Source organism: Bradyrhizobium sp. Kon37, from assembly GCF_055807535.1.
The window spans coordinates 278,410-302,640 of the sequence record NZ_JBVVOY010000005.1 but is presented as its reverse complement, the minus strand read 5'-3'; the positions used below and the strand labels follow the sequence as shown (position 1 = coordinate 302,640).

Here is a 24,231-nt window from a genome sequence, read left to right as displayed (position 1 = left end):
AACAGATCGTTCGATCCCGTCGTCCTGTGCTTCTTCGGTCGCATCGGCCCCTCCGATGCACCACAGAATCATGGTCCGCAGCGAAAGGGAATCCACAAACGACAATTGCAAGATTTGGGGGCCTCAAGCCCCCAATCCCTGCAATCTCAAATGCCGCCGCAACCGGAAAACTGACTCCTGCTCAATCGCTTAGAGCCTTGTTCACGGACGACCAAACTACACTCAAGGCGCCATAGCAAACTATAAGGAGAACACTTCTTCAACGTCCAAGAGCCTGTAAATCCCCGTTCGCCCTTGGGGAACCAAGTCGATCGTGTTGTTCAACTTGGCGCGAAGCCTTGGCACGAAGACGTCCAGTCGAACGTGCTTATCACCTTTCTCTCTACGCAGCACCTCGATGTTGAAGACTTCGCTATCGATAGCATGACCCTGCACCGCACAGAGATGGCGCAGGAAAATGTGTTCGGTTATCGAAAGCCGCTTGGAGATCCCCAAACGATCGGTAATCTGACGATCACCAATCGTGAACATCCAATTCCCGATCCGAAACCTCCGGCCGGAATGCGATTGCTTGGAACGCCTCTCGGTATGCGTTCTTCGCCAGACCGACATTGCCCGGGGTGCGATTGCCATGAAGCCGTAGGATTTTTCGACGTAATCATCTGCTCCATACTCGATGAGAGGTGGCGCCTCCTCGTCAATCGGCAGATTAGAACATACGATGATGCCAGCATTCGTATTGTTGATTACAGCTTTCACGAAAGCTTTGCCCGTTTCCTTGTCGGTCGGCTTTCCCCAGTACTCCGAGATATCAAGGTCAAGGAAATACAAGTCGATATCATCTTTCTCGAGATATTGGCGAGCGCTTGCTACGTCGTTGACCCACTCTATCTTGCAATCAAGCTGCCCAATTTTCGTCAGGGGATTTTTTAACGCCGTTCCAATGCGATCTGCATCAGCCTTATCGTCATCGACGATTAGGATGCGGGGGGCACGCATCACATCGGCCGGACCGGAAGGACTCTTGTCTGCGAGATCGGTAGGCTTTTTGGTCGAAGCCATCACTCGGTCAGCCGCCCCTGCATCAGCATCGACAACAGAAAGCACGGCATGATCGCGATCTCCGGCTTGTGCCCAGCGTGAAGCAAAACCGTGGAGAGCGTGATTACCGTCAAGAAGGCGATCAACATCTTCCAAGATGGCTCGTCCGCAGTCATAGCGACCTCCACAATTAGGGCACATAGCCCCCATACCCTACATAACGCACAATTTCCTACCTGAGATTGGTAAACGAAACACTAAGCTGCCAGGGCATCGAGGACATGACCAAGCGGCAAGCGTGCGGCTATCGAAGTCGCTTGAGGACGTCGTTGTACGCGACACCGAGCGAGAAGCGCATCAAGGTCGGCAGGACGCTCGGAGTCGAAGCGAAATTGCGCGTGCCACTCGAGTTTTGTCCGATGAACACCGCAATGGGGTTGTCGGTGAACTGCCCCCCGTGAAAGACGATGAGCGAACCGCGCCCGAGCCAACCGTGAAACTGCCCATCGCGATATCGTAGATATAGGTGAAGTCGCCCGTGCCCTACTAGCGCCGCCGACTTGCCAGCGGTTTAGAAAAAGTCGGAAGCCAGTAGGGCGGAACATTCGTACGCAAGGCCAGCGCGGCCCCACTCCTGTTCTGGACCATCATCGAGAAGACGCCTCGCAAGTCCGGCCGTAGCGCTGGCGCCCCGATATTTATCCAGCCGCCTCCCGAGCATGGGAGAGCATGACGACGCCGCTCCCTTGTATAGCGTTTCCAACTATTGAAATTCACGACTTGCTGCATGAAGTCGTGTAAAGAATTCGCACTCTTGACTGCGGCAAAGTGCACTCCCAGTCGGCACTTCGCGCGGCCGGTCCCGATGCACGTCGATGATGATGACATGGCCCGCGGGGCGGCGGCAACGGCCTCACATTTCATAGGAAGGCTGCCATTCAACTCATTTCGAGAGAGCTTGAATCGTACATAGCGTCATATTGTACGCTTTCGATCGCAGTTGCGCCTCCGTTGTGCCATTGCGAAGACAGTTATCGCGGATGTGTCGGCTTATGGACAATACCGCCAATGGCATGAGTGATGCTTGTTGGAACAAGCGAGAGGTTAGATCGACGCCGTCGATGCATGTGCACTCGGCAGCCACCGGATCCTGCTGGACTGGGGGCGCTAGGGTGAGTGAGCCATCGGCGCTGTCTTCATCTATCGCGGCCGCGGCTTGCGACCGTGAAGTGTCGCGGTGATGGGCGACGAACCGAGGATGATGCATGAGCGAACCGACATGAGGGATGCAACGCGAGGGTGCCCCCTCAAGATCTCTTTGTTCCCGATGGCGGAGCGCGGACGTGGATAATATACAATCGATGACTGCACAGGAGCTGCGCTCTGCAATTAGTGGCGGCAGGGTCTTGGAGGTAACCACGACAACGGGCTGTGTCGTCGGATGTTCTTATTGCCCGCAGGACAAGTTCGCCGAACGGCAAAGAGCTATATCCGACGTGAAGCATCTTTCTTTGCAGGATTTCAAGCGATGCCTGGCGCGCGTACCAGCAACTGTGGACATCAGCTTTTCCGGGTATTCGGAGCCTTGGCTCAATCCGGCTTGCACCGAAATGGTTGAGCATGCCTACGCGTGTGGCCATGGAATCCGGATTTTCACAACCCTCGTAGGAATGAATGGGCGGGATCTAAGACGCTTGCGTGCGTTGCAGTTCCGCGGTTTCCTGGTGCACGTTTTTGACGACGGCACGCATATGGACAGTGGTCTCGTCAGACGCAACTATGTCGATTTGATGCGCCAACTTGTTGATGCCGGCATTTCGTCACTGCTCTTCATAGTCATGGGCGAGGTGCATCCTGAACTACTCGACATAATACCTGACGAAGCGCTCGTTCGCTCGCGTCCCCCGCGCAGCAGGCCTGGGAGCGGCGAGCTTAGGATGGTTGAAGCACGACAGCCAATCCTTGGAGCGTTGAGATGTCCAGACGAACGGCAATATCGGAATGTTCTTCTGCCAAACGGCGACGTTACCTTCTGCTGCATGGATTTTGAGCGACGCCACGTTCTGGGCAACCTTCTCCGCGACAGACACAAGGATCTCTTCGAAGGGGCGGCTTTTTGCAGGATTACCAGTCGCATGAACGGCGCGGACGGTTTTCTACTTTGTCGATCGTGTGAATTCGCCGAGCCACTGAGGTCGGAATGCTCATCCTTGAGAGCAGTTGACCCTGACTGATCGAAACGAATCGGGAGCCCAGGCGAGGACGGCCTTGCCGCTCATCATCACATCAGCCGCGGGGACGACCCCGCCATGAACGGAGGGTTGCCATGGCCTGGAGCATTTTGTTGGTCGCGGGTCTCCTGGAAGTCGCCTGGGCAATCGGACTCAAATACACTCAGGGCTTTACCAAGCTTGTTCCGTCCGTGCTCACGCTCGCGGCCATGGCCGGCAGCGTGATCCTGCTCGGCCTTGCTCTGAAGACGCTGCCCATTGGAACTGCCTATGCGGTCTGGACCGGCATCGGTGCGGTCGGCACCGCGGCGCTCGGCATCATCCTGTTCGGGGAGCCGGCCGCCGCGTTTCGCTTTGCCAGCATCGGACTGATCGTGGCCGGCATTGTCGGGCTGAAGCTCGTGTCCTGACGAAAACATCGAAGCATTGACCAACAGCAGGTCAGCGCCGCAACGATCGCAGAGACTGGCCGCCGTGTTTGTCGACCTGGGCGCGTTCCAGCGCACCGCCGAGGGGCGCGGCGCCGAGAAGGGAGCAGTGATGATGGCCGAAGAAAGTCGCCGTGAACCGGATGCCGATGCAGGCCCTCTGGGCCGAGACCTGTTGACCGCGAGCCTCAGTGTCGCAACGCGAACGCCCATGGTGAGGACGATACGCCCGTCGACAATCGGCGTGCCCACGGCCATGGCGTCTGGCACGATGTAACACCCGGAGCGGCACGAGCAATTCGCCTCCGAACTCGCGAATACGAATAGAACAGTAATGGATCCCAGGTATGCCGCTGATGCTCCGGGGCGCCGGCCAAGAAAGGTCGCTTGCCCGAGTCATGCGATGTCTGCCCTACGGAGCTGCAGGGAGAAGATGCATCACAGAACGATATGATCGGCAGAGCGTCTTCGTTTGCTCCGAACTGCTTCCGACCATCCCGCCCAAGAGTACGGGACCATCCTACTCGTTGAGCATGGTTGGGCGGCAGTGGTGAGCTTGACTCACTCCCGATCGAGCCAGCTCGCCCGTGACTGTCACCTCACGCGGAGCAACCGCGTATTCTGGTGTAGGGGTAGCCATCAAGGATGTGCGTTCGCGTCGTCAGAACAGCTGGCTGGTCGACCACCCAACCGAATGCACGCTCGATATAACCAAGGTACGGCAAAGCTGCCCGCCCATAAGCCCAGCCCGGCACGATCGGCCGCGCGTTGCGCAGCATAGTATCGTCCCCTGGAGTATTGCTTCCAATCGAGCACGAGACCGTTGCGCACCAACCATTCTCCAATATCGGTGCCACCAGCTGAACAGGTCGCTATCGTCCGTCCACACTCATCCTCCAGGACTGGAACGCAACTGACTTCGCGATCTTCAACGAAGCTTTCAAGATCGCGCGCGGCCCTGAGGCCACATTGATAGAGATTGCCCTTGATATCTCGGCACATTTGGGTCTCATCCGGCGCGTCAATGCCCCAGAGTCGAACGCGTGTTCTGTTGATTTCAAGGGTGTCGGTGCTGATGACCTTTGCCGGCCCCGTCAGCCCGCCGGCCAGGACGATGCTGAACAGTGCGAGCATGGTCAACACCATGATCAATCCTGGCATGGCGATTTTCTTTGTCGGACCGCGACCATTCCCGACGAGCGCAGCAGAGCGCTGCCAAGTGGCCAAAGGCGCTCGATCGCAGCAGTGCTAATGTTCCGTAGGTAAGCTCGCTCGACAGATGATTCCTCCTGAATCAGCAGCGCACCCCTCCCCTCACCTCCAACCTCGCCCGCGATGCTGTGCGACCCGGCTGCTGCGCTGAGCGAATCGGGCCCGTGCTCCACGTCATTGCGGCAGTCCGCCTCGGCTGCATCGCGCACCGGCAGGACGAACTCCGTCGTGCGCGTCCGCTGATTAGCGACGAAGCAGGCGCAGACGGCCGGCCGCAAGTCGGCGTGATAAGATTTCCCGGTGACCTTGTCCGAAATGAGCATAAGCTCGGCCGCCTTTCTGGCACCGATAGCAGCAAGCACGCGCCGTCCGCGGTCGCTGCTCACGGCAACTGTAAGGGAAAGCGTATGCATCGCTTGAGCAAAACGGGCGCTCCGACGACCATCGTTGTTATCAACGGAAACATGCCTTCTACAGGCGGTTGGCGACAACTCCGCCCGCAGTCACGCCGCCCAACTTGTTTCGCGAGCGCCAGCACAGCCATCTCAACCTCTAGCTGGACCAGGGCCACAAGTGCGTAGGAAACCCCGAACCATGCGATGTTATAGAGATTGGCGGTGCCGAAGCCCGCGCGGTAGAGGGCCCAAAACGTGACGCAGACAACGATACCAGACTGATACGCCGTCGAGAGGGCAAGCGCCTTGCTGTACTGCAGATCGCGATGCGCGGTGTTGGACGGGATGAGCCGACTGGCGAGCGCCTGCATTGCAAACAACGGCACCAGAAGCGTCGTGGCGTTCATACCAAATTGCGGCAGGTCGGCCGGAACAAAGAGTATATTTTCCAGCAACTGGCCGAGCGCAAGACCAAACGCAGCCGCCGCCGCGCCGAACAACAGAAACAGCATCGAGCCGGGAACGAAGCGCACCTCGGAGACGCCAACCGCAACGTGCGGCAGGATCTCGAAGAACATGAACACAAGCGTCGCGGCGATGGCTTGCAGGGCAAATGACAGAGCACCCCGCTCGCGCATAGTCTCGACCAGAAGCTTGGCGGCGACGCAGCACGTCGCAAGGCCTATGGCGTAGCTCAACACAAGCTTGGCGCCTGTTACTATTCCCGGTTCGATATGCATGGTCCAGGTCCCTCTTGCCTTTTTACTCGGGCCTTGTGTGGTAGACCGCTCGAAACCGCATTTCAGTTTCCGCACCTGGGTCGACCGCTAACGTCCTGCTTCCGCCATGTCGGACCTGGTGTGCACTCAGCCTCCGCTCGGTCTGCGAGATTTCGATAGCAACAGCTATGCCACCCGCCACCGCCCTTAAGCCTCTGATTGCGCGTCGAAACGTTCCGCCCCCGCAAGGCTCGCCGTGTGAGCTAGCTGACATAGTCTGGATGAAATTGAACACACATGGGTGCCCCGCCTTTGCTCAACCTGTGCCGTTTCGAACAATCGTTCTACCTCCCCTCTTGAATCGGAAATCCTCCGGCCGCCGGCGCGAAGACACCCTTTGCACGCGAACTAGCCGAGCGCGGCCGACCGCGCGGGGACCCAAGGGCATTCTCCAGCTGATCGGCGATGCGCTCCTGGTCCAGCAGCGTGTGGCGGGCCGCGCAGCCATTGCGGAGAAGCCCGACGCACTCTGGGGCAAGCCGGCGCTGGAGCGGCTCTATTCGCGCCTGAAAGACGAAGACGAATTGAAGGAGCGGCTTGAGATGCTCCAGCGCAAACTGCGGGCCATCTCCGGAACGGCCAACGCGCCGACGGGCATCATCGAGACACGGCGCTCGCTGCGTTTGGAGGGTTATAGTCGTGCTGATCGCGATGGAAGTTGCGATCGGATGCGGTCAGACTATTGCAGCAGCTCAGTGAAGTGCGGCTGGTCACAGCACGCGAGGCGCTTTCCTGGCCTCTGAGCGGACTTACTAACGTATCAGGCCCGGTTGTTGCGCGGAACACGCTGTTCGGCGCACGCAGCGGCGTGTTTTGGCCAAGCCGTCGCCCTGATCGTGCACGCGAGGTGCGACGAAATCCGGGTGCGGCTCGCGGCCCAGCAAATAGGCGAGGCGACTTCCGGCGCAATTCTCCGGAAATCGATCAACGATCATGCGTGTATGGCAGACGCGCGGCAGAGCGTTCACCCCGACGATCCAGCGTGACCCGAGAAGACCCTTTGTCAGTTTGCGGCGGACCGCCACTGAGCTTGTCCGCTGTTGCCGAGTAGCTCGCGGAATACTTGCCCTTTCCCCCGTCGTTCGCCAGCGCGCGGCCAGTGATGACCGGAACAAGGACGGTCGATTTCACCAGAGCGCCTCGCTATGAGCGATCGCCTTTCGCCGCTTTGACACATCGCCGCGGCTCGGTCGACGTCTCCTTCGGTGATTTCCCTTGCTTGGCTATTAGCGAAAGGCTCCAGGATCGACGAGCGCAGCGCACTGCGCGGGCTGAACCGCGGTCCTCGGGTTCACTAACGCGACGGTCGCCGAGCTATACGCGCTCGGGACTGCAATGGAGCGTGCATGGCAGCTCCGCGTCAGCGATAAACGGACGACAAGGAACTGCGCCGCGAATTTCAAGCAATTTTGTCCTCGCAAGCAGGCACCGAGATTTCCGACGTCCCTGTTGCCTGTAGACATTCCATCTGCAGGGACATTGTCCTCAAAGCGCCCTCGCCACTCACGTGCCGTCGGCAGCTTCCCTCAAATCCACTTCTGAACCGATCCCGCCATGGCGATGCTTAGCTGGCTCGTTCAGAAGGCCGGCGAGCCTGAGGCCTTCAAGGACGCCTTCGAGCCGCTGTTCGCGAACGATTGCGGCGAGCAGCGAAACGGCCTCCTCCCGACGGACGGTGAAGCCGACGTCAGGCGCTCGCTGAACCAAGAGGTCCAGCAAGGTCGGAAGTTCAGCAACGTGGTCGCGTAAGGTCGAGACCACATCATTGGCGAGATAGGTCGCCAAATCCCCTTTCGCCGGCGGATCAAAGTCAAACTCGACCGCGGCGCGCTTCTCGATTGCCTGTCGTATCAACTCGCGCTGGCTTCGTGCATTCATCCAGAGCATGAACGCCGCATCCGCGAGCTTCTCGCGCGGCAAGCTTCTCAGTTCGACTATGCGAGCCTGGATGTCGCCAACCGAACTCTCACGCCCTGCATCTGCTCGCCGCGCGTTAGCGGCTGCCCTGCTCTTTTGTACCCGAACCATCGTCATGCTCTCCGGCGGACGATATATGCCGTCGATACAGCGGAATGAAAGTGCAAAGTTGTGTGGTGCATGCGCCCAGTCCGGCTGACGAACGCGGAACCGGCGGTCGCGCGAAGACTCAGAACGCGCTATTTTCGTGATGCCCTCGTGCTTTTCTAGTCTACAAGGCGCGGAATGGCATGTTGTCGGGTCGGAGGCTACGGCCGAGCGAAGGCCTGCTTCCAACATTCCGTCAGTAGGTGATAGGCAGCGAGGTGGTGGCGGCGGGCGGATCACCGCCACCTTCCAGGGAGGACGAAACTGGCCAGAACCGCCGGGTAGATGGAAAGATTGGGACACTGGTTGAACGTGCCCGGGTTAACCCCGATTCACGCGTGATCTCGTTGGATCGCGAGAACGACGCAGCCGCCGTGGCAGGGCCCTCACCCGAAGTGTTAACCGAACTTGAATAGGACACCGTAACCGCCGCGTGGGTAACTCCACTCGATATCACCACTTTCTTCGCAGATCACCCTGCAGGTGCCGCACTCGATACACCCGTCGACTGTCACCTCAACATGACCTTTATCACTGAGCTCGTAGCACCGTGCAGGGCAGGCCTTCAACATCGATAAGAGCCGCGAGGATGGCGTGGTGTGCGGACGCACCTTGATATGGGCACGGCCGGAATCGACAAGATAACGGTTGTAGAATAGTTTATCCTCGACACGTTGGGATGGCTCGCTCGGCATTGTTTCTGGCTCCGTCGTTCGTCGTTGTCTTAGGTTTGGATCACCGCCAGGCCCGGGCAATGCGCAGGGCATCGCTAAACAGCCCACTCCAAGACCGCGCCTTGATGAACGAGCTCAGCATCAGCTTCTCTTTCTCGAGCTTTGGTGTGCCGTCGACGCGCACGTAATCCTGCATCGCCTTGGAGAAGAGCTGCGGATATGTGAGAAAGAAGTTCTGCGAGTGGGTATGCATGAGTGCCGGCATATCCTTGTACTTCTTCAGGTCCTTGATCACGAAAGAATCAGTAAGCATTTTCTTGTAAAGCGAAAGATTTTTGGCCGTCATCGGATCTTTTCGCGATCTGATAAGGCAGATCGCTTCCGCCGCGATACGGCCCGACGTCATCGCCAAATTGGATCCCTCGCGATGGATGGCGTTGTTAAGCTGGGCGGCGTCTCCGACGACCACCCAGCCCTCCCCGCAAAGCTGCGGAATTGCCCTGTACCCACCTTCGGGGATCAAGTGCGCGGAATATTCCTTGACCTCCGAACCCTCGATGAGCGGCGCGACGGACGGGTGACGCTTGAAACCCTCAAGCAGGCCGTAAGGCGTCTCGCCGGTACGCTGAAAGTCGGCAACAAGACAGCCAATACCGAGCGAGATGCATTCCTTATTGGAATAGATGAAGCCCATGCCGGTCATGCCGCGGGAGATGGTTCCGGCCGCTTCGATGACGAGCCCCTCGTCGCCTTTGAGATTGAAGCGAGCGTCGATTGTCTCGCGCGACAAAAAATGCATCTCCTTAACCGCGAGTGCGACCTTGTCCGGTTTCGGCCGCCCTCTTAAGCCCGCACCCGTCCCGAGCACTCCGTTCACCCCCTCGGCCAACACGACAACATCTGCATGGATTTCACCCCCATCGCGGTCTGTGCGCACCCCGACGACCCTGCCATGGGAATCCCGGAGGAGCTCGGTCACCGTGGTCTCGCACAGCAGCGTAGCGCCGGCCTCGCGGACCTTCTGGGAGAACCATTTATCGAACTGGGCACGGATGATGGTGTAGCGGTTCGGCTTCTCCTCGTTGAAATCATCGGATCGATAGTGAATCCCGGTGTGCGAACGCTCGTCCACGATCCAGAAGCGTTGCTCGACCAGATGCCGCTCAAGCGGCGCATCTTCTCGGAAATTCGGGATCAGCTTCTCCAGCATATCGGCATAAAGGATGGCCCCTTGCACGTTCTTCGACCCGGAATACTCGCCGCGTTCCAGCTGCAGCACTTTCAGACCCCGCTCGGCCATTGTAAGCGCCGCCGCGTTCCCGCCCATGCCAGCACCGACGACGATGGCGTCGAATCTTTCCTGAATCATAACAAGCTCCCCTAGCCAGCGATGCGGTCGTGCGAGTGCGGCGATAGCTGCGCGCGGAATGCAGAGGTCAATGCCGGCAACAGTCGAATGGCGTCGGTGACGATGCCGATATGGGCAAAGTCGAAGATCGGAGCGTTCTTGTCAGTGTTGATGGCAACGATAAGGTCGCCGCCCTCCACGCCGACGCGATGCTGGATAGCGCCGGAAATGCCGGCCGCGATATAGAGCTTTGGCCGGATGGTTTTCCCGGTCTGGCCGATTTGTCGGTCCGAGGTGGCCCAGCCCTTCTGGACCAGCGGCCGCGAGCAGCCATATTCGGCGCCAAGCACGTCCGCGAGCTGGTGTACAAGTTGGAAATTTTCAGGCGATCCCAGACCGAGCCCTCCAGCGACGACCACGTCGGCATAGGCAAGGTTGGACTTTGCAGAATCGCGGTCTGGCAGGAAGGACAGGACCTTTGTGACGATATCTTCTTCTACAAGCCCGAGCGGATGCGAGATGACGCGCGAGACGGCGCCTGTCACGCGCTCGGGCATCGGCATCACGCGCGGACGGACGGTTGCCATCTGTGGACGATAGTTGAGTGTGTAGATCGTGCACAACAGTGAGCCGCCAAACGTCGGCCGGGTCGCCGCAAGCGAGCCGTCGGCATCGACATCGAGCTCGGTGCAGTCCGCAGTTAGGCCGGTGAGCAATGTGGTGGCCACTGAGCCGGCGAGATCGCGGCCGAGTGTTGTTGCCCCTAGGAGTAGGATTTCCGGCTTATAAGTGTTGACCAGCTCTGACAGAGCTTTCGTATAGGACTGGTTGCGATAATCGGCCAAGAGATTGTCCGCGACGATATAGGCCAGGTCGGCGCCGTAGCAGAAGGATTCGGCGACCGCCTGCTGCGTTGTCTCCCCGACCGGGCCGATGACAACCGCGGCGAGGTCAACATTGAGCTTGTCGGCGAGCCGGCGGCCGGCCCCCATCAGCTCCCATGAGACGGGGTGCACAACGCCGCGTTCCTGCTCGATGAAAACCCAGACGTGCTTATACGGCTTAAATCGCTCGGGCAGTTCCCTCTTGGTCGCCGCGCGACCACCACCCGCGGCCGGAGCTGCACTTTTCGGTGCGGTGCTCATCATCTGTACTCCCATTCGCTTTCAGTAGCGGCTCGCCAGCGGCGCATGCTCCGCCTCCAGGTTTGGAATTTGCGCTTGAAGATTTCTTCAGTTAAGCGTCGGGCCGGATGCCGGCCCGCATCGCGTCAGCACGGCCTGGCAGCAGCGTGGGGCCGATACAGCCGTTGCTGGACCTTGACGACGAGCCCGGAAGCACGCGCTTCCGGTTCGTTCCGGATGCGGCATTCTGGGACGACGGTTTGGTTCCCGGCACTGCTAAGGCACCGACCGGGCCGGTCAGGCGTGCCGATCGATTGGTCCTCCTCATTTTAGAGATGCAACCGAGGTGCAACAGATCAAGGACCTGCGAGGGGCTCGGCTGGTACGATTGTCGGCCGCGTCGTTGCCGGTGGAAGCGCGATCTCATTGCTCCGAGTGCGCTTGTTTCTTGCCGATCATAGCGACAGGCCCGCAACTCCTGGCGAGGACAGGAGGGGCGGCGCTCAAGGCGCCCGGTCAACAGCGCCGCACGGCCGGCGCTGTTGAGCAACGGCTCTCCCCGCGAGACCTCGGGCAGGGATCGGCCAACGGGGGCGCACGAATCAAACGCACCTTTCAGCTCAGCCAGGTATGCGACCATCGCTTTGGCGCCGCGACGCATTATGGTGCCGGCAGGCAGCGCGCGCGAACCTGCGCGGCGTCAAAAATAAAATCGATGCGAACCAAGACGTGCATGCGCTGCTCCAAACTAGCTGAGCATATGTCAGCAATTGTCGTACCATTTGCCAGGCGATGAAAATTGGCCGCTATTTCAAAATCTTACTGAAGAAGTAAGTCGGATTGGCGGCCTCTCACGAGGTCGAAACATTCGAGACCGTACTGACCCGTGTCCGGAATGCGACAGAAGACACTCATCTGAACCTTGCTGAGTTTTCCGCGCAACATGTGCGGTCCCGCTGCCGGCGCATGATTGCAGGAGATAGGTACACCTGCGTACCAGCTCGAAAGGATGGAAATATCGGCGGCGAGTCGTGATTGGCCCCTAAGGAGCCGTGGTGATGAACTGCGGATCCGCGAGGCCGCAACTGCAGCTTTCCGCTTGAATTCGAAGCCATGGCTTGCTGTCAGGCTCTCGGGACCTTCACGGTCCAGAGCACGACATATAAGCTCAATTCACTCCAACAAATCGAGCTGGACCAATGCGGGATGCATGTTCGCTTGTGGTGCGGTCGCATCCTTCAGCACCTTGAATACGCGCTGTTCGATCGGGGAGGACGTGACGAAGTCGGCATAGGCGCGCTCAAGCGTGGCCTTGCAACGCGCGGTGATCTCAGGATCAGATGCACCGGTCAACTCCTCGCCTGCGAGATATTGGCCCATGCGACGCAGGATGTGAAGCCGCGCCACATCGACGATTTTCGCATCGTACTCGACGCCGAGCAGTGCAAAAAAATCCTCTGCCGCCGAGGCCTTGTTCAATCGCGCAAGGATCCCATCCGTCGTCATTCTCAACCTCCATCTCGATCCGCGCCCAGAAACGACCAGGCTGGAATGTTTCAACCGATCGCGCGACGCGCGTGGCTGATTCGCTGTTGACGAGCGAGCTCTCGTGAATGTCGCGCCAAATCGCCACCCCCGTTTCCTGCGCAACCAGACCTTGGTGCTCGATGGCATGCTTGCGGACGGGCGCGGGGATGGTTTCGCTTTGCTCGGCGCCGAAAGAAAGTTGCACGATAGCAGCAAGGTAATCGCGGCGAACCCTGAATGCTTGCCGATCACAATCCGGGGGGAGCGCTCGAGCAGCCCCGGGTCTAGCCCTTCGTAGCTGCGCCAGGTCCTTTAACAGCCCGTGGACGTGGATGCCGGATTCATTGGTAAAGACATGCTCGTCGACAATCGCCTTGTTGAGCGGGACGGTACGGAACGCAGCGGCTGCAACGACGACCGCGACTTTTTTCCAGTTCGGATAGCAGCACGCCGGTATCAACGCAACAGAGCTGTCTGAGTGCGACGGCAACTTCCTTCAGCGGCGCATTGTCGGCTCCGCCAGATATCAACCCGCGATCATCAGACGCCGCCTCGGCCCGTGGGTCGGGTACGCGCAATCGTTTGCCCCGGTCTGTTTTCACCCCCATGCGACAGGTGGCCGAAAGCTCGTAGGATATACCCGCAATGGCGCCAAAGAGGGGTATCAATAATGAACTCAGCCTTTCAAGCTTGGGACGGCTTGGACGGTGTCATCAAGGCGGCGCAGATGATCCCGCCGACGTCCGGCCATCCGGCTCTCCCCGCTCTCTTCGCCGAAGCAAAGATCAAAATCATTGCATTCCGTGCAGACCGGCGTGGTACACATCACCAGGCCGTCATCTTCGCATAGCATGCGATAGAAGAAGCGCTTCCAGCGCATGTTCTTCGTGTTGCGAGCCGCCAGCGGCCCGAAATGGCGCATGAGGACACGGGACAATTCATCCCGCTTCCGCAGGCCGAGATCTTCCCACAAGTGATTAGGCTCCATGGCGCGCCGCGCGATCATCGTCGCCAGCCAGCCGCCAACCTCGCCATGAGTGGAACGTTGCGCAAGCAGGAGGTCGCGTACCATAACTGTCTCGTCAGGCGCCGGTAAGGCGGACTGTTCGCGCCAGGTACAGCTCCTGACCGGGGTGGATGGGAAGTGTTGCACCAAGAGCCCAGTGAGCTCCTGGTTGGTCAAGCCAGCCCGTTCGGGAAGTTGGCCGCCATCCATGGCTGATGTGGCCAGAATGCAAGCCAGCACATGGCGATCGAAGTCGTCATTGTCGCTGATGTCGACTTCTGCGGGATGGCGCCCGGTCAGAAGCTTGTAGAGCTTACTCGCGTCTCGCTGCTTGGCGACGTGAGCTACCGACACGCGAGATGAGATCGTGTCGGCCGTTTTTCCTTGTGTGCCGATCATAACTTTCGCACAGCTTCTGAGTGGACGAGGTCGGCCTTCCCGGATCGAGAAGGCCGACAACATGAACTATGCCGAAATAGCGGCAAGCTCGGCAGCGGTCTTGCCGACCTGGCTCTCGTCGACGGGCTTGATGATGCCGTGCTCCATGAGCATATCTTCAAGCTCGTCCATGCTGATTGGCGTCGGGATAGCGCCTTGTCCGGCATTATTGTGGATCTTGGTCGCGAGATTGCGATAGTGATCCGCCTGCTTGGAGTCCGGCGCGTATTCCAGCACCGTCATTCGGCGCAGCTCCGCGTGCTGCACGACATTGTCGCGCGGCACGAAGTAGATCAGCCGGCTGCCGAGCTTCTTGGCAAGAGCATCGGCAAGCTCCAGCTCCTTGTCGGTCTGCCGCTCGTTGCAGATCAGGCCGCCGAGACGCACGCCGCCGGAATTCGCATACTTCAGAATACCCTTCGAGATGTTGTTGGCGGCATACATCGCCATCATCTCGCCGGACATCACGATGTAGATTTCCTGTGCCTTATTCTCACGGATAGGCATCGCGAAGCCGCCGCAGACGACGTCGCCGAGCACGTCGTAAGAGACGTAGTCAATGTCCTCATAAGCGCCATTCTCTTCCAGAAAGTTGATGGACGTGATCACGCCCCGTCCGGCGCAGCCGACCCCCGGCTCCGGACCACCGGACTCGACGCATCGAATGTCCCTGTAGCCGAGCTTGATGACGTCCTCGATTTCGAGGTCCTCGACGCTGCCGGCATTCGCCGCCAGGCTCAGAATGGTGTCTTGCGCTTTGGCGTGCAGGATGAGGCGAGTCGAGTCCGCTTTGGGATCGCAGCCGACGATCAGAATCCTTTGGCCCAGCTCAGCAAGGGCCGCCAGCGTATTTTGCGACGTCGTCGATTTGCCGATGCCACCCTTGCCATAAAACGCGATTTGTCTCAGCGAAGACATGTTGCTCTCCATCAACCGATTGCTAATTTTTCGCGCCGAATGCGCGAGCCTGTTTCTCTCGTAGAAACCATGGGCACACGAGTTTCGGGAAGGAGGCCATCGCTCGCCATCAGCGTCGGCGTGCCCTCAGCCCTCGCTCGTTGTTGCTCCATCCAGTTAGCAACTGGCGTGCCATTTCCTTCGCACCTGCATTAAGCCTCTGATCACCCTCGACTAACAGCGTGGCCTCGGACGCCAGCGTGCTGTGGCGGACCGGACAGCTGCAAGGGCTCTGACAGAAACCCGACAAAGCCTCGGCGCTCGGATTCCACTGCGAGCGCCGGCCAAGGAGCACAAACGGGAAATCCCGCGCCTTACGCCCGAGACAATTGAGGAGACGACATGTTGCAGATCGGGCTCGAGGACGTCGCCAACATCAAAGGCGAATGTTCCACGAGGGCATGGCGGGCACTTGCCGCCAGATCGGGTGGCATATTGCTTGCTCAGTCGCTGAAGGCTGTTCCGTGAGACCCGATGTTGTGAGGACAATATGCTTGGAATTGGAAGTAAGTTGCCGCCGTTCGACATCATAGGCGTGAAGCCCGGCTTTCACCTGCAGGAGGAGGACGGGCAAAGCGCTTTCGAGACGCTGACTGAGAGAAGTTTCCCCGGCAAATGGAAAGTCATCTTCTTTTACCCGAAGGATTTCACATTCGTCTGCCCGACCGAAATCGCCGAGTTTGCCCGCCTGACAAAGGATTTCGCCGATCGCGAGGCAATCGTGCTTGGTGGGTCGACCGATAACGAGTTTTGCAAGCTCGCCTGGCGGCGTGACCATAAGGACCTGCACCGTCTATCCATCTGGCAGTTTGCCGACACCAAGGGCGCACTGGTCGATGGCCTTGGAGTGCGCTCGCGTGATGGCATCGCACATCGCTATACCTTCATCGTCGATCCTGAGAACACGATCCAGCATGTCTACGCGACTAGCCCCAATGTCGGCCGCAGCCCCACCGATACGTTACGTGTTCTGGATGCGATACAGACTGATGAGCTCTGCCCTTGCAACCGCGAAATCGGCGGCGACACGCTTAAAATTGCCTGAGGCAACATATCGATCGTGCAGTTGGACGAGCGTTCCGGCCGCAGGACGTCAGACGCAATCGTTCTTCGATGATTTCAGGTGAGACGATGCTGCCGCAAACACTGCTAGCGAGTGCGACCCGCAATTCAGTTCTCTTTACCGGTCATGAACTCTGACGCCGCCGCCGCGATATTCGCGCGGCGGTCGCGGCGGCGATATCCACGGTCTCGATCACGACGATGAACATCGTTCACGGCCGCTTTGCTCACCTCACATCATCCGAACACAAGCGGATGCCGGCGCGGCTGCCCATGAACATACAAACGCTTGTACGCTTCTGCGCCTGCCGGACGCACATCTCCCGCCGGAGTTCCTTATACTTCGTCGTGGGCCGGACCGCGGTCTCTTTTGTCTGCGGCTTACCGGCATGCAACTTCAAGGGGTCGATCCAGCGCCCACGGGTCGGAAAGAGGGTACCAATCTCTCCTCTTGGGGCATTCTAGGTTTCAGTCGCCGCGCCTTGAGCAGGGTGGACGCAGCGGCAGATGGCTTAGCGGCGAACGAGGTGTGCCTGCCGTCGATCGACGCGCTCGCACACCGTATTTTCCGGGCCCGGCAAATCTATATTCAGCGCCTAAGCAACACGTTGCGACGAGCGATTCGCTTGAGTCGCTGATTGAACACGACAATCGGTCGGGTTTAGGTCAAGTAACCGGACGACGGAGAAACCGGTCAGCTCGTTCGCCGCACGACCTAACCGTCGGCGCCGAGCCTGAGACGACCAACTGGCCGGCAATCGCACGCCGCCTGACGATCTCGATCATCACGCCGGTCGATTTCCGAAGCTGAATCCCATCTCAGCGCTGGTGGCCCAAGCCAATCCCCAAGGTAGACGCTTTCTGCCTTAGGGAGCCTTCGGATCGCTTCATAAGCTTTGAAACCCTAGCTACAGGAGTGCGGGCCCTTGAGTGGGCCTTGAGCAGCTTGACCTCGTCCTTACTATATTCTTTGCGCTTGGTGCTTTTCGCCACGTCATGTTCTCCGATTTCGCTTTGCACATCTATCTGCAGCGCCTTGTTTTTGAAAAACGCCGCAACTGCTTCCCATTACCATATCAATGACCATCGGCAACTATTCAAGCTGGCTTTTATCTTCCAGATAAGAACATGAACTACACGCGAATTTGTTCTCTGTCCTTCTGTATCTTTGTCCGCGTGACAAACCCGATTCCCGACGCACGCCAGGCGGTTCAACATGGAAGCACGCTATCGAGACAGGGATGATCGTTTCGGTCCTTCAAAAAACAACTCGAAAGCGCTTCTTGCTTAAATACATCAACTTCACTCAAGAAGACGTTTCGCAGAGCAATATTCAGGCGTGGAGTAGCGCTGGATCGGCCAGGACGATCGTTGTGCTCCCGCGCATGATAAACCGGCCTTCACGAGTGTATGGCGTTACCGCGCGAAGAACGAACGTCCTCTCATACCTGCTGGGGTTCTGCGGAACTAGGTCGAGTAGTCACAAATGCGAATCCTGCGACGGCTGAGGTTTTCTTCGTCAGCAGATCGAGCACGGCTTTCTCTTCCTCATTTGACCGCCGCAGTATTCTTGATCGAAGGGGCCACGTAGAGATAGCCAGGAAATTCCATCCCCAGCGAACAAGATGCGAAACCATCGCCTGCCCCATGTCATGGACCCGATGAACGAGCGAGCGACCTGATCGTGATGTTTCGCCAGGCCGGCCACGACGGCATGGCAAACAACCCGCGGGCCTAGCGCCCTGTGAGCCTGGCACCGGCAGGCGATTGCTTGATCATGACATGGCAGAGCGCTTGGCCAGCACAATGCCGCTGGCGCGCCGCGGATCATTCGTGATCTGTGCACATTGGTCTCCGCAGTCGAGTAAATGCAGGTCGAACTGGCCAAACCGGCGGAACGGAGTGTGCGTCATGTCGGAGGCGTCGCAACAAATCCAGGCAAGATGTGGAAATTTCTGCCGGAGCGTCAGGCAGGGCTCAGAGCCTGTGTCAATAGCGGCGAGCGTCTGCTCGATCATGGTCAATTCGCCTTGGCGCACCATCCACAAATCCTCATCGCCAGAATAAACGTTCAGGATCGACATTCAGAACCGTTGTCGCCAAGCCAAGCCGTTGATGGGTCGAATGCCACTCCCAGACGTCCTTACCGTGATCTTTGCGGAACAGCTGCCATGCCGCCCCCGTCCTGTCGTGGCGCAGCAGCGCGATCTCGACGAGGCCGCCCTCCGCATTGATATTGCCTGAGCAACACGGGCTCTCGACTAGATAGCCGCCAGGAACCGCAGTCACCTCTGGCGAGACATATCGGTAGCGCTCGCGCTTCGTGAGTGCGCGCACGATTCGCCACCGGTCGAGCTCGTTGGGATGGGCAGGCAAGCCGGCATGATGTCTTCTGATGATTGCCGCGTTCATTGCGCAATCTCCTAGAGTGCAGAGATTTCTGCCTCGATGCAGCCAACCACCAACTGCTTGCCGAAATCGACCATATAAATGAATAGGTTCGCTTCCGTATGGCGACCGATCTGGACGATCTCACCAACGTGCCCGACGCTGACCAGACACTCTTCCGGCGACGCGTCGGGAAAGGAACCGTCGTTGAGCAGATCTATCGCCGCCTTGACACGTTGGCCTGACTGGTATCTTGGCAGTCTTGGTTCGATCATCGGGATGCCGCTCCTGGCAAGGAAGGCTCCTCGCCTTCGCGGCTTCGCCTGACTAGATCGAGCTCCTTGCCTTTCATGCCGACGCGATAGCCGGAGCCGAGGAATTCGACCCCATAGATATAAAATTGTTGTAGGAACGTGCCGATCGAGACGACATAGCCAAGCTCACCTTTCTTGACCAGAACCTCACCAATCTCCTTGCCCACATAAGTGCCGTCGTTGCGGATGGTGCGGTTGGCCCGCACCTTGTCGCCATAGTCAAACAAGGGGGCGTCCGTCAGCTCGACGATCTCACTATCGCGGGCGATGTTGCTCATGCTGTCGTCCCGTTCCACAGTTCGATACAACGTCTCGCACAGCCGCGGCCGCCGCCCGTCAATGCGGAGCATCAACCGCCCGAGTTTCTGAACCGCTAGTGTCGTCATGACATCCATCGTGGCCCTCAAGCAGGCTCCTGGTGACGCGGCAGCGCCGCGTCGAGCACGCATGTATTGTCAACGGGGCAAACCGCCACGCATTGTGGCTCGTCAAAGTAGCCGGCGCACTCGGTGCATTTCTCAGGATCAATCAGGAAAACGCCGGCTCGCTCGGAAATAGCGAGGTTCGGGCATTGCGTTTCGCACGCCGAACAGCCCGTGCATTGCGACGCGATGATCTTGAACGGCATCACTTGAACCCATCCTCAGGCGGCGGAAGTCAGCGCGTTGGAGCGAGCCGCTGCATCGACCCTTTCAACGTGATGGATCTTCCCCTCGTTGACTTTATCGAGATAGAGTTTGAACCAGGCGGTGACCGAGCCATCGATGAACTCGCAGGCGTACCGATCGACCGGCTCTATGCCGGCCTTGATCAATTCCGCCTTCGGGCAGCCGCCGATCTTTGACACGAATATGGCGTGGCAATCCTTGATGGCGCCGATGGCCATTTCGAGCTTGCTGTCCTCGCCATGACCACCTTGGCAATAGGAATGGATTGCTCGATGACCAACGTATTTTGCGCCTGAAGTCGAGAGCTCGTAGACCTGGAACTCCTTGGCATGACCGAAGTGCTGGTTGATCAATCCCGAGCCCTTGGTTGCAACCGCCACCAGCACCTTGATTTCGCTGGACGCGCTGGCGAGCCGCGCAAGCGCCTCCTGCTTGGCCACAAGGTTCGCGGTGCGCGCCTTCTCAACCTTAGCCTGATACTCCTTCCGGGCCTGCTCGTCGTATTTGATGTCCATCGCCATGATTTTTTCCATGGTGAACTCCGCGCCGCGGTCCTCCCCGAGCAGTCCGACGGCGTCGGCCCGGCACTGGCGACAGTGACGCATCATGTTCATCTCGCTTTCGCAGCTATCCTGCAATGCTGTCACTTCCTGTGCAGTCGGGCCGCGTTGCCCCCTGAGGCCGAAGACGGTCCCATGCTCCGGCGACGATATCAGCGGCATCACGTTATGCAGGAAGGCGCCGCGCGACTTCACGGCCTTGTTGACCTCGACCAGATGCTGATCGTTAATCCCGGGGATCATCACCGAGTTGACCTTGCACAGGACGCCGCGCGCGGTGAGCATCTCCAGCCCTTGGAGCTGTCGATTGCTGAGTATTCTTGCGGCTTCAATGCCGGTGCAGCGCTTGTGGCCGTAAAAGATCCACGGATGGATTTTTGCACCAATTTCGGGGTCGATCATGTTGATCGTGATCGTCACGTGGTCGACCTTGAGTCTCGCGATTGTGTCGACATGATCGGGTAGCGCAAGGCCGTTCGTCGAGAGGCACAGCTTGAGATCTGGCGCGAGCCTATTGACGAGCTCGAATGTCCTGAATGTCTTGTCCGGGTTCGCGAGCGGATCGCCAGGACCGGCAACGCCGACCACGCTCATCTGAGGGATCGCGGAAGCGACCGCCAGCACCTTCTTGGCGGCCTGCACCGGCGTCAACTTTTCACTGACAATGCCAGGACGCGATTCGTTAGCGCAATCGTACTTACGATTGCAGTAATTGCATTGGATATTGCAGGCGGGTGCGACGGCGACATGCATGCGGGCAAAATGGTGGTGCGCCTCCTCGCTGTAACACGGATGGTTCTTCACCTTTTCCCAGATCTCAATTGGCAGATTGGCGATGCCAGCCTGAGATCCGCAGCTTGCCTTACCGCTGCCACCGATCGTACCGCAGCCCTTGTGCGTCGCCATGACTTGCATGGTCTCGCTGATCTCGCCGCCGCAGGATACCTGGTGTTGCGCTGAAGTACTCATTGTTCCAATTCTCTTCGCAGCCGAACCCTTTCGGCAAGCATCCCCAGAGTCTTTCTGGAAAGCCAAGAGCAACTGGCGTGCCATTCCTGCAGAATGAATTTAACAGTTCTCTTTCAAACACTTAGCTAAGCCCTGGTCGATTGTTAGCTTTATCAATGCATGGTTCGAAAGCTGACAGGGGTTGCGATCACAACAGCGCTGACACCATTGTTTTGAGGCCCGGCAGGCTGCTTCAGCTATGGCTTCGGCAAACGGCAGGCGGGTGGCGTCGTTTGAAAGTTGATCTTCCGTCAGAATGTGACGCCTAGGCAAAGCACAATCCGCAAAAGACGTTCCGGGCGCTTTGAAGGACAGGTTGATAAGGCGAGCCTAGAAGCAGAGAAAAAGCAGTCCTGTGACTGACCTATGCCATGGAAGATCAGGCGGACCCCGGCGCATGTTCGGAAGGGCATTGTCGACCCCGGTGAAGAGAACGCCCGCTCGCCAGCGGTCAGGGATCATCACGAAGGTTTATAAGCCTGCGATCTGGGCCGGCGCGCGACACAATCATTCAAAGCTGAACATTATGGAGTCCAGCCATTGGCCTGACGCTGTTAAGACGCGCGGAATGCAACGAGCGGCCTGGCGGTCGCCGAAAAGGGGAAGGTCGCGAAGGCCTCCCCCTAAACGCCATCGCGCTGGCCGGATGCCTCGATGCTGCGCCCCGGCCAAGATACTGCCTTTGGCCCGCGCGGCAGCACGATCTCGGTTCCGAACAAGGCTGCATGGGCTGTCGCGTTGACCGGTACGCGCGCGCCGCGCCCGCCAAGACTTCCCTCGACATCCCAGGTTGACGACGTCCGTAGACACGGAGTGTTCATTTTTCGGTTGCTTCGCCGCCGCGCTTCTTGGCGTTTATGGTGATTGGTAGGGTGGTGTCGCTCGCCATCGCCGGTAGGTCGAGCACCCAGCCGTTTGCGATTTTAATCCAACCACCCCACAGCGTCTCGTGCTCCCAGCCGACGATCGCCTCCTCAAGATCTTTCTTGGGTACATAAATCGAAAGGCCTGTCTCAGGCGAACGACGAATCATGACCTTCATAGGGGCTCTGCAGGTTGCGAACTCTCGCCCGCACGCTCCTGACACGCGCGCAACAAGGCTCTCTGTTCGGAAGTAATGTGCGCCAGGACGTGCAGCACACGATCGATCTCATCCAGCGCCGTCTCTCGCGAGAGCGAGAAGCGAACCGCACCCCGCAAAAACGCCGGCGCTACTCTCATCGCGCGCAGGACATGGGACGGCTCCATCGAGCCGCACGCGCAGGCTGAACCGAGTGAGGTGGCAATTCCGTCACGATTCAGGTGGTGGACGATGGCCTCCGCTTCGAGACGCTCGAAGGCAATGTTGGAGGTATTTGGCAGCCGGTTTTTGATATCACCAAGGACGATGCAACCGCCGAGCGCGAGAATGCCGCGCTCCAGCCGGTCGCGAAGAGCGCAAATCTGGATCTGATCTTGTATGAGGTGTGCCGCCGCGAGTTCCGCCGCCTTGCCGAGGCCAACAATGCCTGGGACGTTTTCGGTGCCAGCGCGGCGACGCCGCTCTTGCACGCCGCCGAAGATCAGCGGCCGGAAATTAATGTCCTTGCGCACATACAGCGCGCCGATGCCCTTCGGACCATGGAGCTTGTGGCCGGAGAGCGACAGCATATCGATGTCCGTCGTCTTCAGGTCAATGGGGATCCGCCCGACGGCCTGGACTGCATCGGTGTGAAAGAGCGCGCCGACTGAGCGCGCCATCTTGGCGAGGGACTTCACCGGAAAGATCGTACCGGTCTCATTATTGGCCCACATGATCGAGGCGACTGACGTACGCTCCGACAAGGCATTGCCATAACTCTCGATGTCCAATCGACCGCTTGCATCGACCGGAATGACATGGATCTTGATTCCTCGTCGGCCCAGCTCCTCGGCAAGAGACAGCACGGCCGAATGCTCAACGGCGGTTGTGACGATCTCGTCGCGTCCTTCCTGCACGGCGAGCGCGGACAGGATCGCAGTGTTGTCAGATTCCGTCGCGCCGGAGGTGAAAACGATCTCGTGATCGAATGCCGCGCCAATGAGAGCCTGCACATTTCGGCGCGCCTGCGTCAATGCGGGTGCAACCTCAATGCCGAATGCATGCCCGGACGACGCATTGCCGAATTGCCCAGAGAAGAACGGCAGCATCGCGGCGACCACCAAGGGATGTGCAGGGGTCGTGGCGTTATTGTCCAGGTAAATCGGCCGCACGGAGAGTTCGCTCTGCATTTAAGCCCTCACTTTGGCAGCTCCGGGGAACGGGATCAGGCGGACAAACTGTCCGAGCCGCTCGATCAGCAGCGCCTGAATGAGCGTCGTGCCCGCAAGGCTTGCATACCATGCAGCGCCGGTGAGCCCGACCATGATCTTGTTGCCGTCTATTGCGACGAGCTCACAATGTCCCCGATCGCGCCTGAGGCTTGGCCGACTCTCATCGCGCACGGCGCGGACAATCCGCTCGCGATCGGAAGGCTCGATAGTCGAAGACTGCTTCGTCCGTTCAGCCTTCAGGCCCATGTTCGATGCTCATTCCATTGCCAAGCGTCCCAAGGCGAGTCAGCTGAACGATTTGCCGCAGGAACAACTCGATTTGGCATTTGGGTTATCGAAGCGGAATCCTGATCCTTCGAGCGACACCACGAAATCGATCGTGGTGCCGTTGAGATGCGCCCGGCTCGCGTTGTCGACAAACACTTTAATCCCGCCTTGCTCGAACACGGTCTCATCGGAGCTTGGCTCATGAGCAAGACCCATTTTATATGTGAATCCCTGGCAGCCGCCGCCTTCGATCATGATCCGCAGACCGCTTGCCGGCTGCGCAGTCGAGGAGATTGCGGCCTTCAGTGCGTTGATGGCGCTATCCGTTAGGTTGATCATCTCTGACTCGTTCTCAGTCCTCTCGCAAAGCACAAATGGCAAATCCCATGCCAGTTGAGATGCAGATGAAACCAGCTTCTGTTGCAGAGGCCCACCATTCGATTTGCGA

Annotated in this window: 25 protein-coding genes and 2 pseudogenes; 5 read left to right on the top strand and 22 right to left on the bottom strand. The window is 58.8% G+C overall.

Annotated features, from left to right (window positions below):
- Positions 1-240: 240 nt before the first annotated feature.
- A complete protein-coding gene (locus AC0L3J_RS14910; RefSeq protein ID WP_204513356.1) occupies positions 241-1,197 on the bottom strand; it encodes a response regulator in 957 nt (318 codons plus the stop codon).
- A 1,205-nt stretch (positions 1,198-2,402) separates the two neighbouring features.
- On the opposite strand from AC0L3J_RS14910, the gene AC0L3J_RS14905 reads away from it, so the two are divergent.
- Both AC0L3J_RS14905 and sugE read left to right on the top strand, forming a co-directional pair.
- Complete coding sequence (locus AC0L3J_RS14905) at positions 2,403-3,275, top strand: radical SAM/SPASM domain-containing protein (protein WP_210350941.1); 873 nt, start codon at positions 2,403-2,405, stop codon at positions 3,273-3,275.
- Positions 3,276-3,367: 92 nt separating this feature from the next.
- Positions 3,368-3,682: a quaternary ammonium compound efflux SMR transporter SugE gene (gene sugE, locus AC0L3J_RS14900; RefSeq protein WP_204513354.1), complete on the top strand. Its 315-nt coding sequence runs from the start codon at positions 3,368-3,370 to the stop codon at positions 3,680-3,682.
- 657 nt (positions 3,683-4,339) lie between these two features.
- Here the strand turns inward: sugE and AC0L3J_RS14895 are convergent.
- Genes AC0L3J_RS14895 through AC0L3J_RS14885 form a run of 3 tightly spaced genes read right to left on the bottom strand, consistent with a single transcriptional unit; the run spans position 4,340 to position 6,047 of the window.
- Positions 4,340-4,861: a thermonuclease family protein gene (locus AC0L3J_RS14895; RefSeq protein ID WP_473347469.1), complete on the bottom strand. Its 522-nt coding sequence runs from the start codon at positions 4,859-4,861 to the stop codon at positions 4,340-4,342.
- Positions 4,849-5,274, bottom strand: coding sequence for an SAM-dependent methyltransferase (locus AC0L3J_RS14890; protein WP_473297100.1), 426 nt, complete (start codon positions 5,272-5,274; stop codon positions 4,849-4,851). Before AC0L3J_RS14890 ends, AC0L3J_RS14895 begins: the two co-directional genes overlap by 13 nt.
- 20 nt (positions 5,275-5,294) lie before the next feature.
- Positions 5,295-6,047, bottom strand: coding sequence for an energy-coupling factor ABC transporter permease (locus AC0L3J_RS14885; protein WP_473347468.1), 753 nt, complete (start codon positions 6,045-6,047; stop codon positions 5,295-5,297).
- A 372-nt stretch (positions 6,048-6,419) separates the two neighbouring features.
- On the opposite strand from AC0L3J_RS14885, the pseudogene AC0L3J_RS14880 reads away from it, so the two are divergent.
- Positions 6,420-6,785: pseudogene (locus tag AC0L3J_RS14880) on the top strand (RMD1 family protein); the annotation flags it as partial.
- Positions 6,786-7,589: 804 nt separating this feature from the next.
- Here AC0L3J_RS14880 and AC0L3J_RS14875 read toward each other — a convergent pair.
- The 8 genes and pseudogenes from AC0L3J_RS14875 to nifH form a co-directional block, all read right to left on the bottom strand.
- A complete protein-coding gene (locus AC0L3J_RS14875; protein WP_473347467.1) occupies positions 7,590-8,120 on the bottom strand; it encodes a hypothetical protein in 531 nt (176 codons plus the stop codon).
- A gap of 428 nt (positions 8,121-8,548) precedes the next feature.
- A complete protein-coding gene (locus tag AC0L3J_RS14870) occupies positions 8,549-8,845 on the bottom strand; it encodes a ferredoxin family protein (protein WP_007600062.1) in 297 nt (98 codons plus the stop codon).
- Between the two features lie 40 nt (positions 8,846-8,885).
- The gene (locus AC0L3J_RS14865) at positions 8,886-10,193 is read right to left on the bottom strand and encodes an FAD-binding protein (RefSeq protein WP_473297104.1); all 1,308 of its coding nucleotides are present in this window, start codon (positions 10,191-10,193) and stop codon (positions 8,886-8,888) included.
- Positions 10,194-10,204: 11 nt separating this feature from the next.
- Complete coding sequence (locus AC0L3J_RS14860) at positions 10,205-11,320, bottom strand: electron transfer flavoprotein subunit alpha/FixB family protein (protein ID WP_433994762.1); 1,116 nt, start codon at positions 11,318-11,320, stop codon at positions 10,205-10,207.
- A gap of 1,149 nt (positions 11,321-12,469) precedes the next feature.
- On the bottom strand, positions 12,470-12,802 hold the full coding sequence (gene nifW / locus AC0L3J_RS14855) for a nitrogenase stabilizing/protective protein NifW (RefSeq protein ID WP_473265632.1): 333 nt from the start codon (positions 12,800-12,802) through the stop codon (positions 12,470-12,472).
- A 106-nt stretch (positions 12,803-12,908) separates the two neighbouring features.
- A pseudogene (locus AC0L3J_RS14850) lies at positions 12,909-13,338 on the bottom strand (homocitrate synthase/isopropylmalate synthase family protein); the annotation flags it as partial.
- A gap of 161 nt (positions 13,339-13,499) precedes the next feature.
- On the bottom strand, positions 13,500-14,228 hold the full coding sequence (locus AC0L3J_RS14845; RefSeq protein ID WP_473347466.1) for a nitrogen fixation protein NifQ: 729 nt from the start codon (positions 14,226-14,228) through the stop codon (positions 13,500-13,502).
- A gap of 66 nt (positions 14,229-14,294) precedes the next feature.
- The gene (nifH, locus tag AC0L3J_RS14840; RefSeq protein WP_007600043.1) at positions 14,295-15,185 is read right to left on the bottom strand and encodes a nitrogenase iron protein; all 891 of its coding nucleotides are present in this window, start codon (positions 15,183-15,185) and stop codon (positions 14,295-14,297) included.
- Positions 15,186-15,566: 381 nt separating this feature from the next.
- On the opposite strand from nifH, the gene AC0L3J_RS14835 reads away from it, so the two are divergent.
- Positions 15,567-15,692, top strand: a complete 126-nt coding sequence (locus AC0L3J_RS14835; protein WP_007605645.1) for a hypothetical protein — start codon at positions 15,567-15,569, stop codon at positions 15,690-15,692.
- A gap of 22 nt (positions 15,693-15,714) precedes the next feature.
- A complete protein-coding gene (locus tag AC0L3J_RS14830) occupies positions 15,715-16,269 on the top strand; it encodes a peroxiredoxin (RefSeq protein ID WP_007605644.1) in 555 nt (184 codons plus the stop codon).
- A gap of 1,792 nt (positions 16,270-18,061) precedes the next feature.
- On the opposite strand, the gene AC0L3J_RS14825 is transcribed toward AC0L3J_RS14830, so the two are convergent.
- The 10 genes from AC0L3J_RS14825 to AC0L3J_RS14780 all read right to left on the bottom strand — a co-directional run bounded on the left by AC0L3J_RS14825 (position 18,062) and on the right by AC0L3J_RS14780 (position 24,122).
- A complete protein-coding gene (locus AC0L3J_RS14825; protein WP_085394612.1) occupies positions 18,062-18,328 on the bottom strand; it encodes a hypothetical protein in 267 nt (88 codons plus the stop codon).
- 10 nt (positions 18,329-18,338) lie between these two features.
- Positions 18,339-18,698, bottom strand: a complete 360-nt coding sequence (locus AC0L3J_RS14820; protein WP_007605640.1) for a DUF3024 domain-containing protein — start codon at positions 18,696-18,698, stop codon at positions 18,339-18,341.
- Positions 18,699-18,709: 11 nt separating this feature from the next.
- Positions 18,710-18,949, bottom strand: coding sequence for a nitrogen fixation protein NifZ (locus tag AC0L3J_RS14815; protein WP_007600034.1), 240 nt, complete (start codon positions 18,947-18,949; stop codon positions 18,710-18,712).
- The gene (locus tag AC0L3J_RS14810) at positions 18,946-19,266 is read right to left on the bottom strand and encodes a nitrogen fixation protein NifZ (RefSeq protein ID WP_007600033.1); all 321 of its coding nucleotides are present in this window, start codon (positions 19,264-19,266) and stop codon (positions 18,946-18,948) included. The genes AC0L3J_RS14815 and AC0L3J_RS14810 overlap by 4 nt, the downstream gene beginning before the upstream one ends.
- A gap of 125 nt (positions 19,267-19,391) precedes the next feature.
- Positions 19,392-19,616 (bottom strand): 4Fe-4S binding protein, encoded by a 225-nt coding sequence (locus AC0L3J_RS14805; protein WP_007600032.1) that lies wholly within the window; start codon positions 19,614-19,616, stop codon positions 19,392-19,394.
- A gap of 15 nt (positions 19,617-19,631) precedes the next feature.
- Entirely contained in the window at positions 19,632-21,185 is a 1,554-nt protein-coding gene (gene nifB, locus AC0L3J_RS14800) for a nitrogenase cofactor biosynthesis protein NifB (protein WP_473347465.1), read from the bottom strand.
- Between the two features lie 856 nt (positions 21,186-22,041).
- Positions 22,042-22,266, bottom strand: coding sequence for a putative nitrogen fixation protein NifT (gene nifT, locus AC0L3J_RS14795; RefSeq protein ID WP_473347464.1), 225 nt, complete (start codon positions 22,264-22,266; stop codon positions 22,042-22,044).
- Positions 22,263-23,474 (bottom strand): cysteine desulfurase NifS, encoded by a 1,212-nt coding sequence (gene nifS / locus AC0L3J_RS14790; RefSeq protein WP_473347463.1) that lies wholly within the window; start codon positions 23,472-23,474, stop codon positions 22,263-22,265. Before nifS ends, nifT begins: the two co-directional genes overlap by 4 nt.
- The gene (locus AC0L3J_RS14785) at positions 23,475-23,762 is read right to left on the bottom strand and encodes a NifU family protein (RefSeq protein ID WP_473347462.1); all 288 of its coding nucleotides are present in this window, start codon (positions 23,760-23,762) and stop codon (positions 23,475-23,477) included.
- 39 nt (positions 23,763-23,801) lie between these two features.
- The gene (locus AC0L3J_RS14780) at positions 23,802-24,122 is read right to left on the bottom strand and encodes an iron-sulfur cluster assembly accessory protein (protein ID WP_473265628.1); all 321 of its coding nucleotides are present in this window, start codon (positions 24,120-24,122) and stop codon (positions 23,802-23,804) included.
- Between the last annotated feature and the right edge of the window lie 109 nt (positions 24,123-24,231).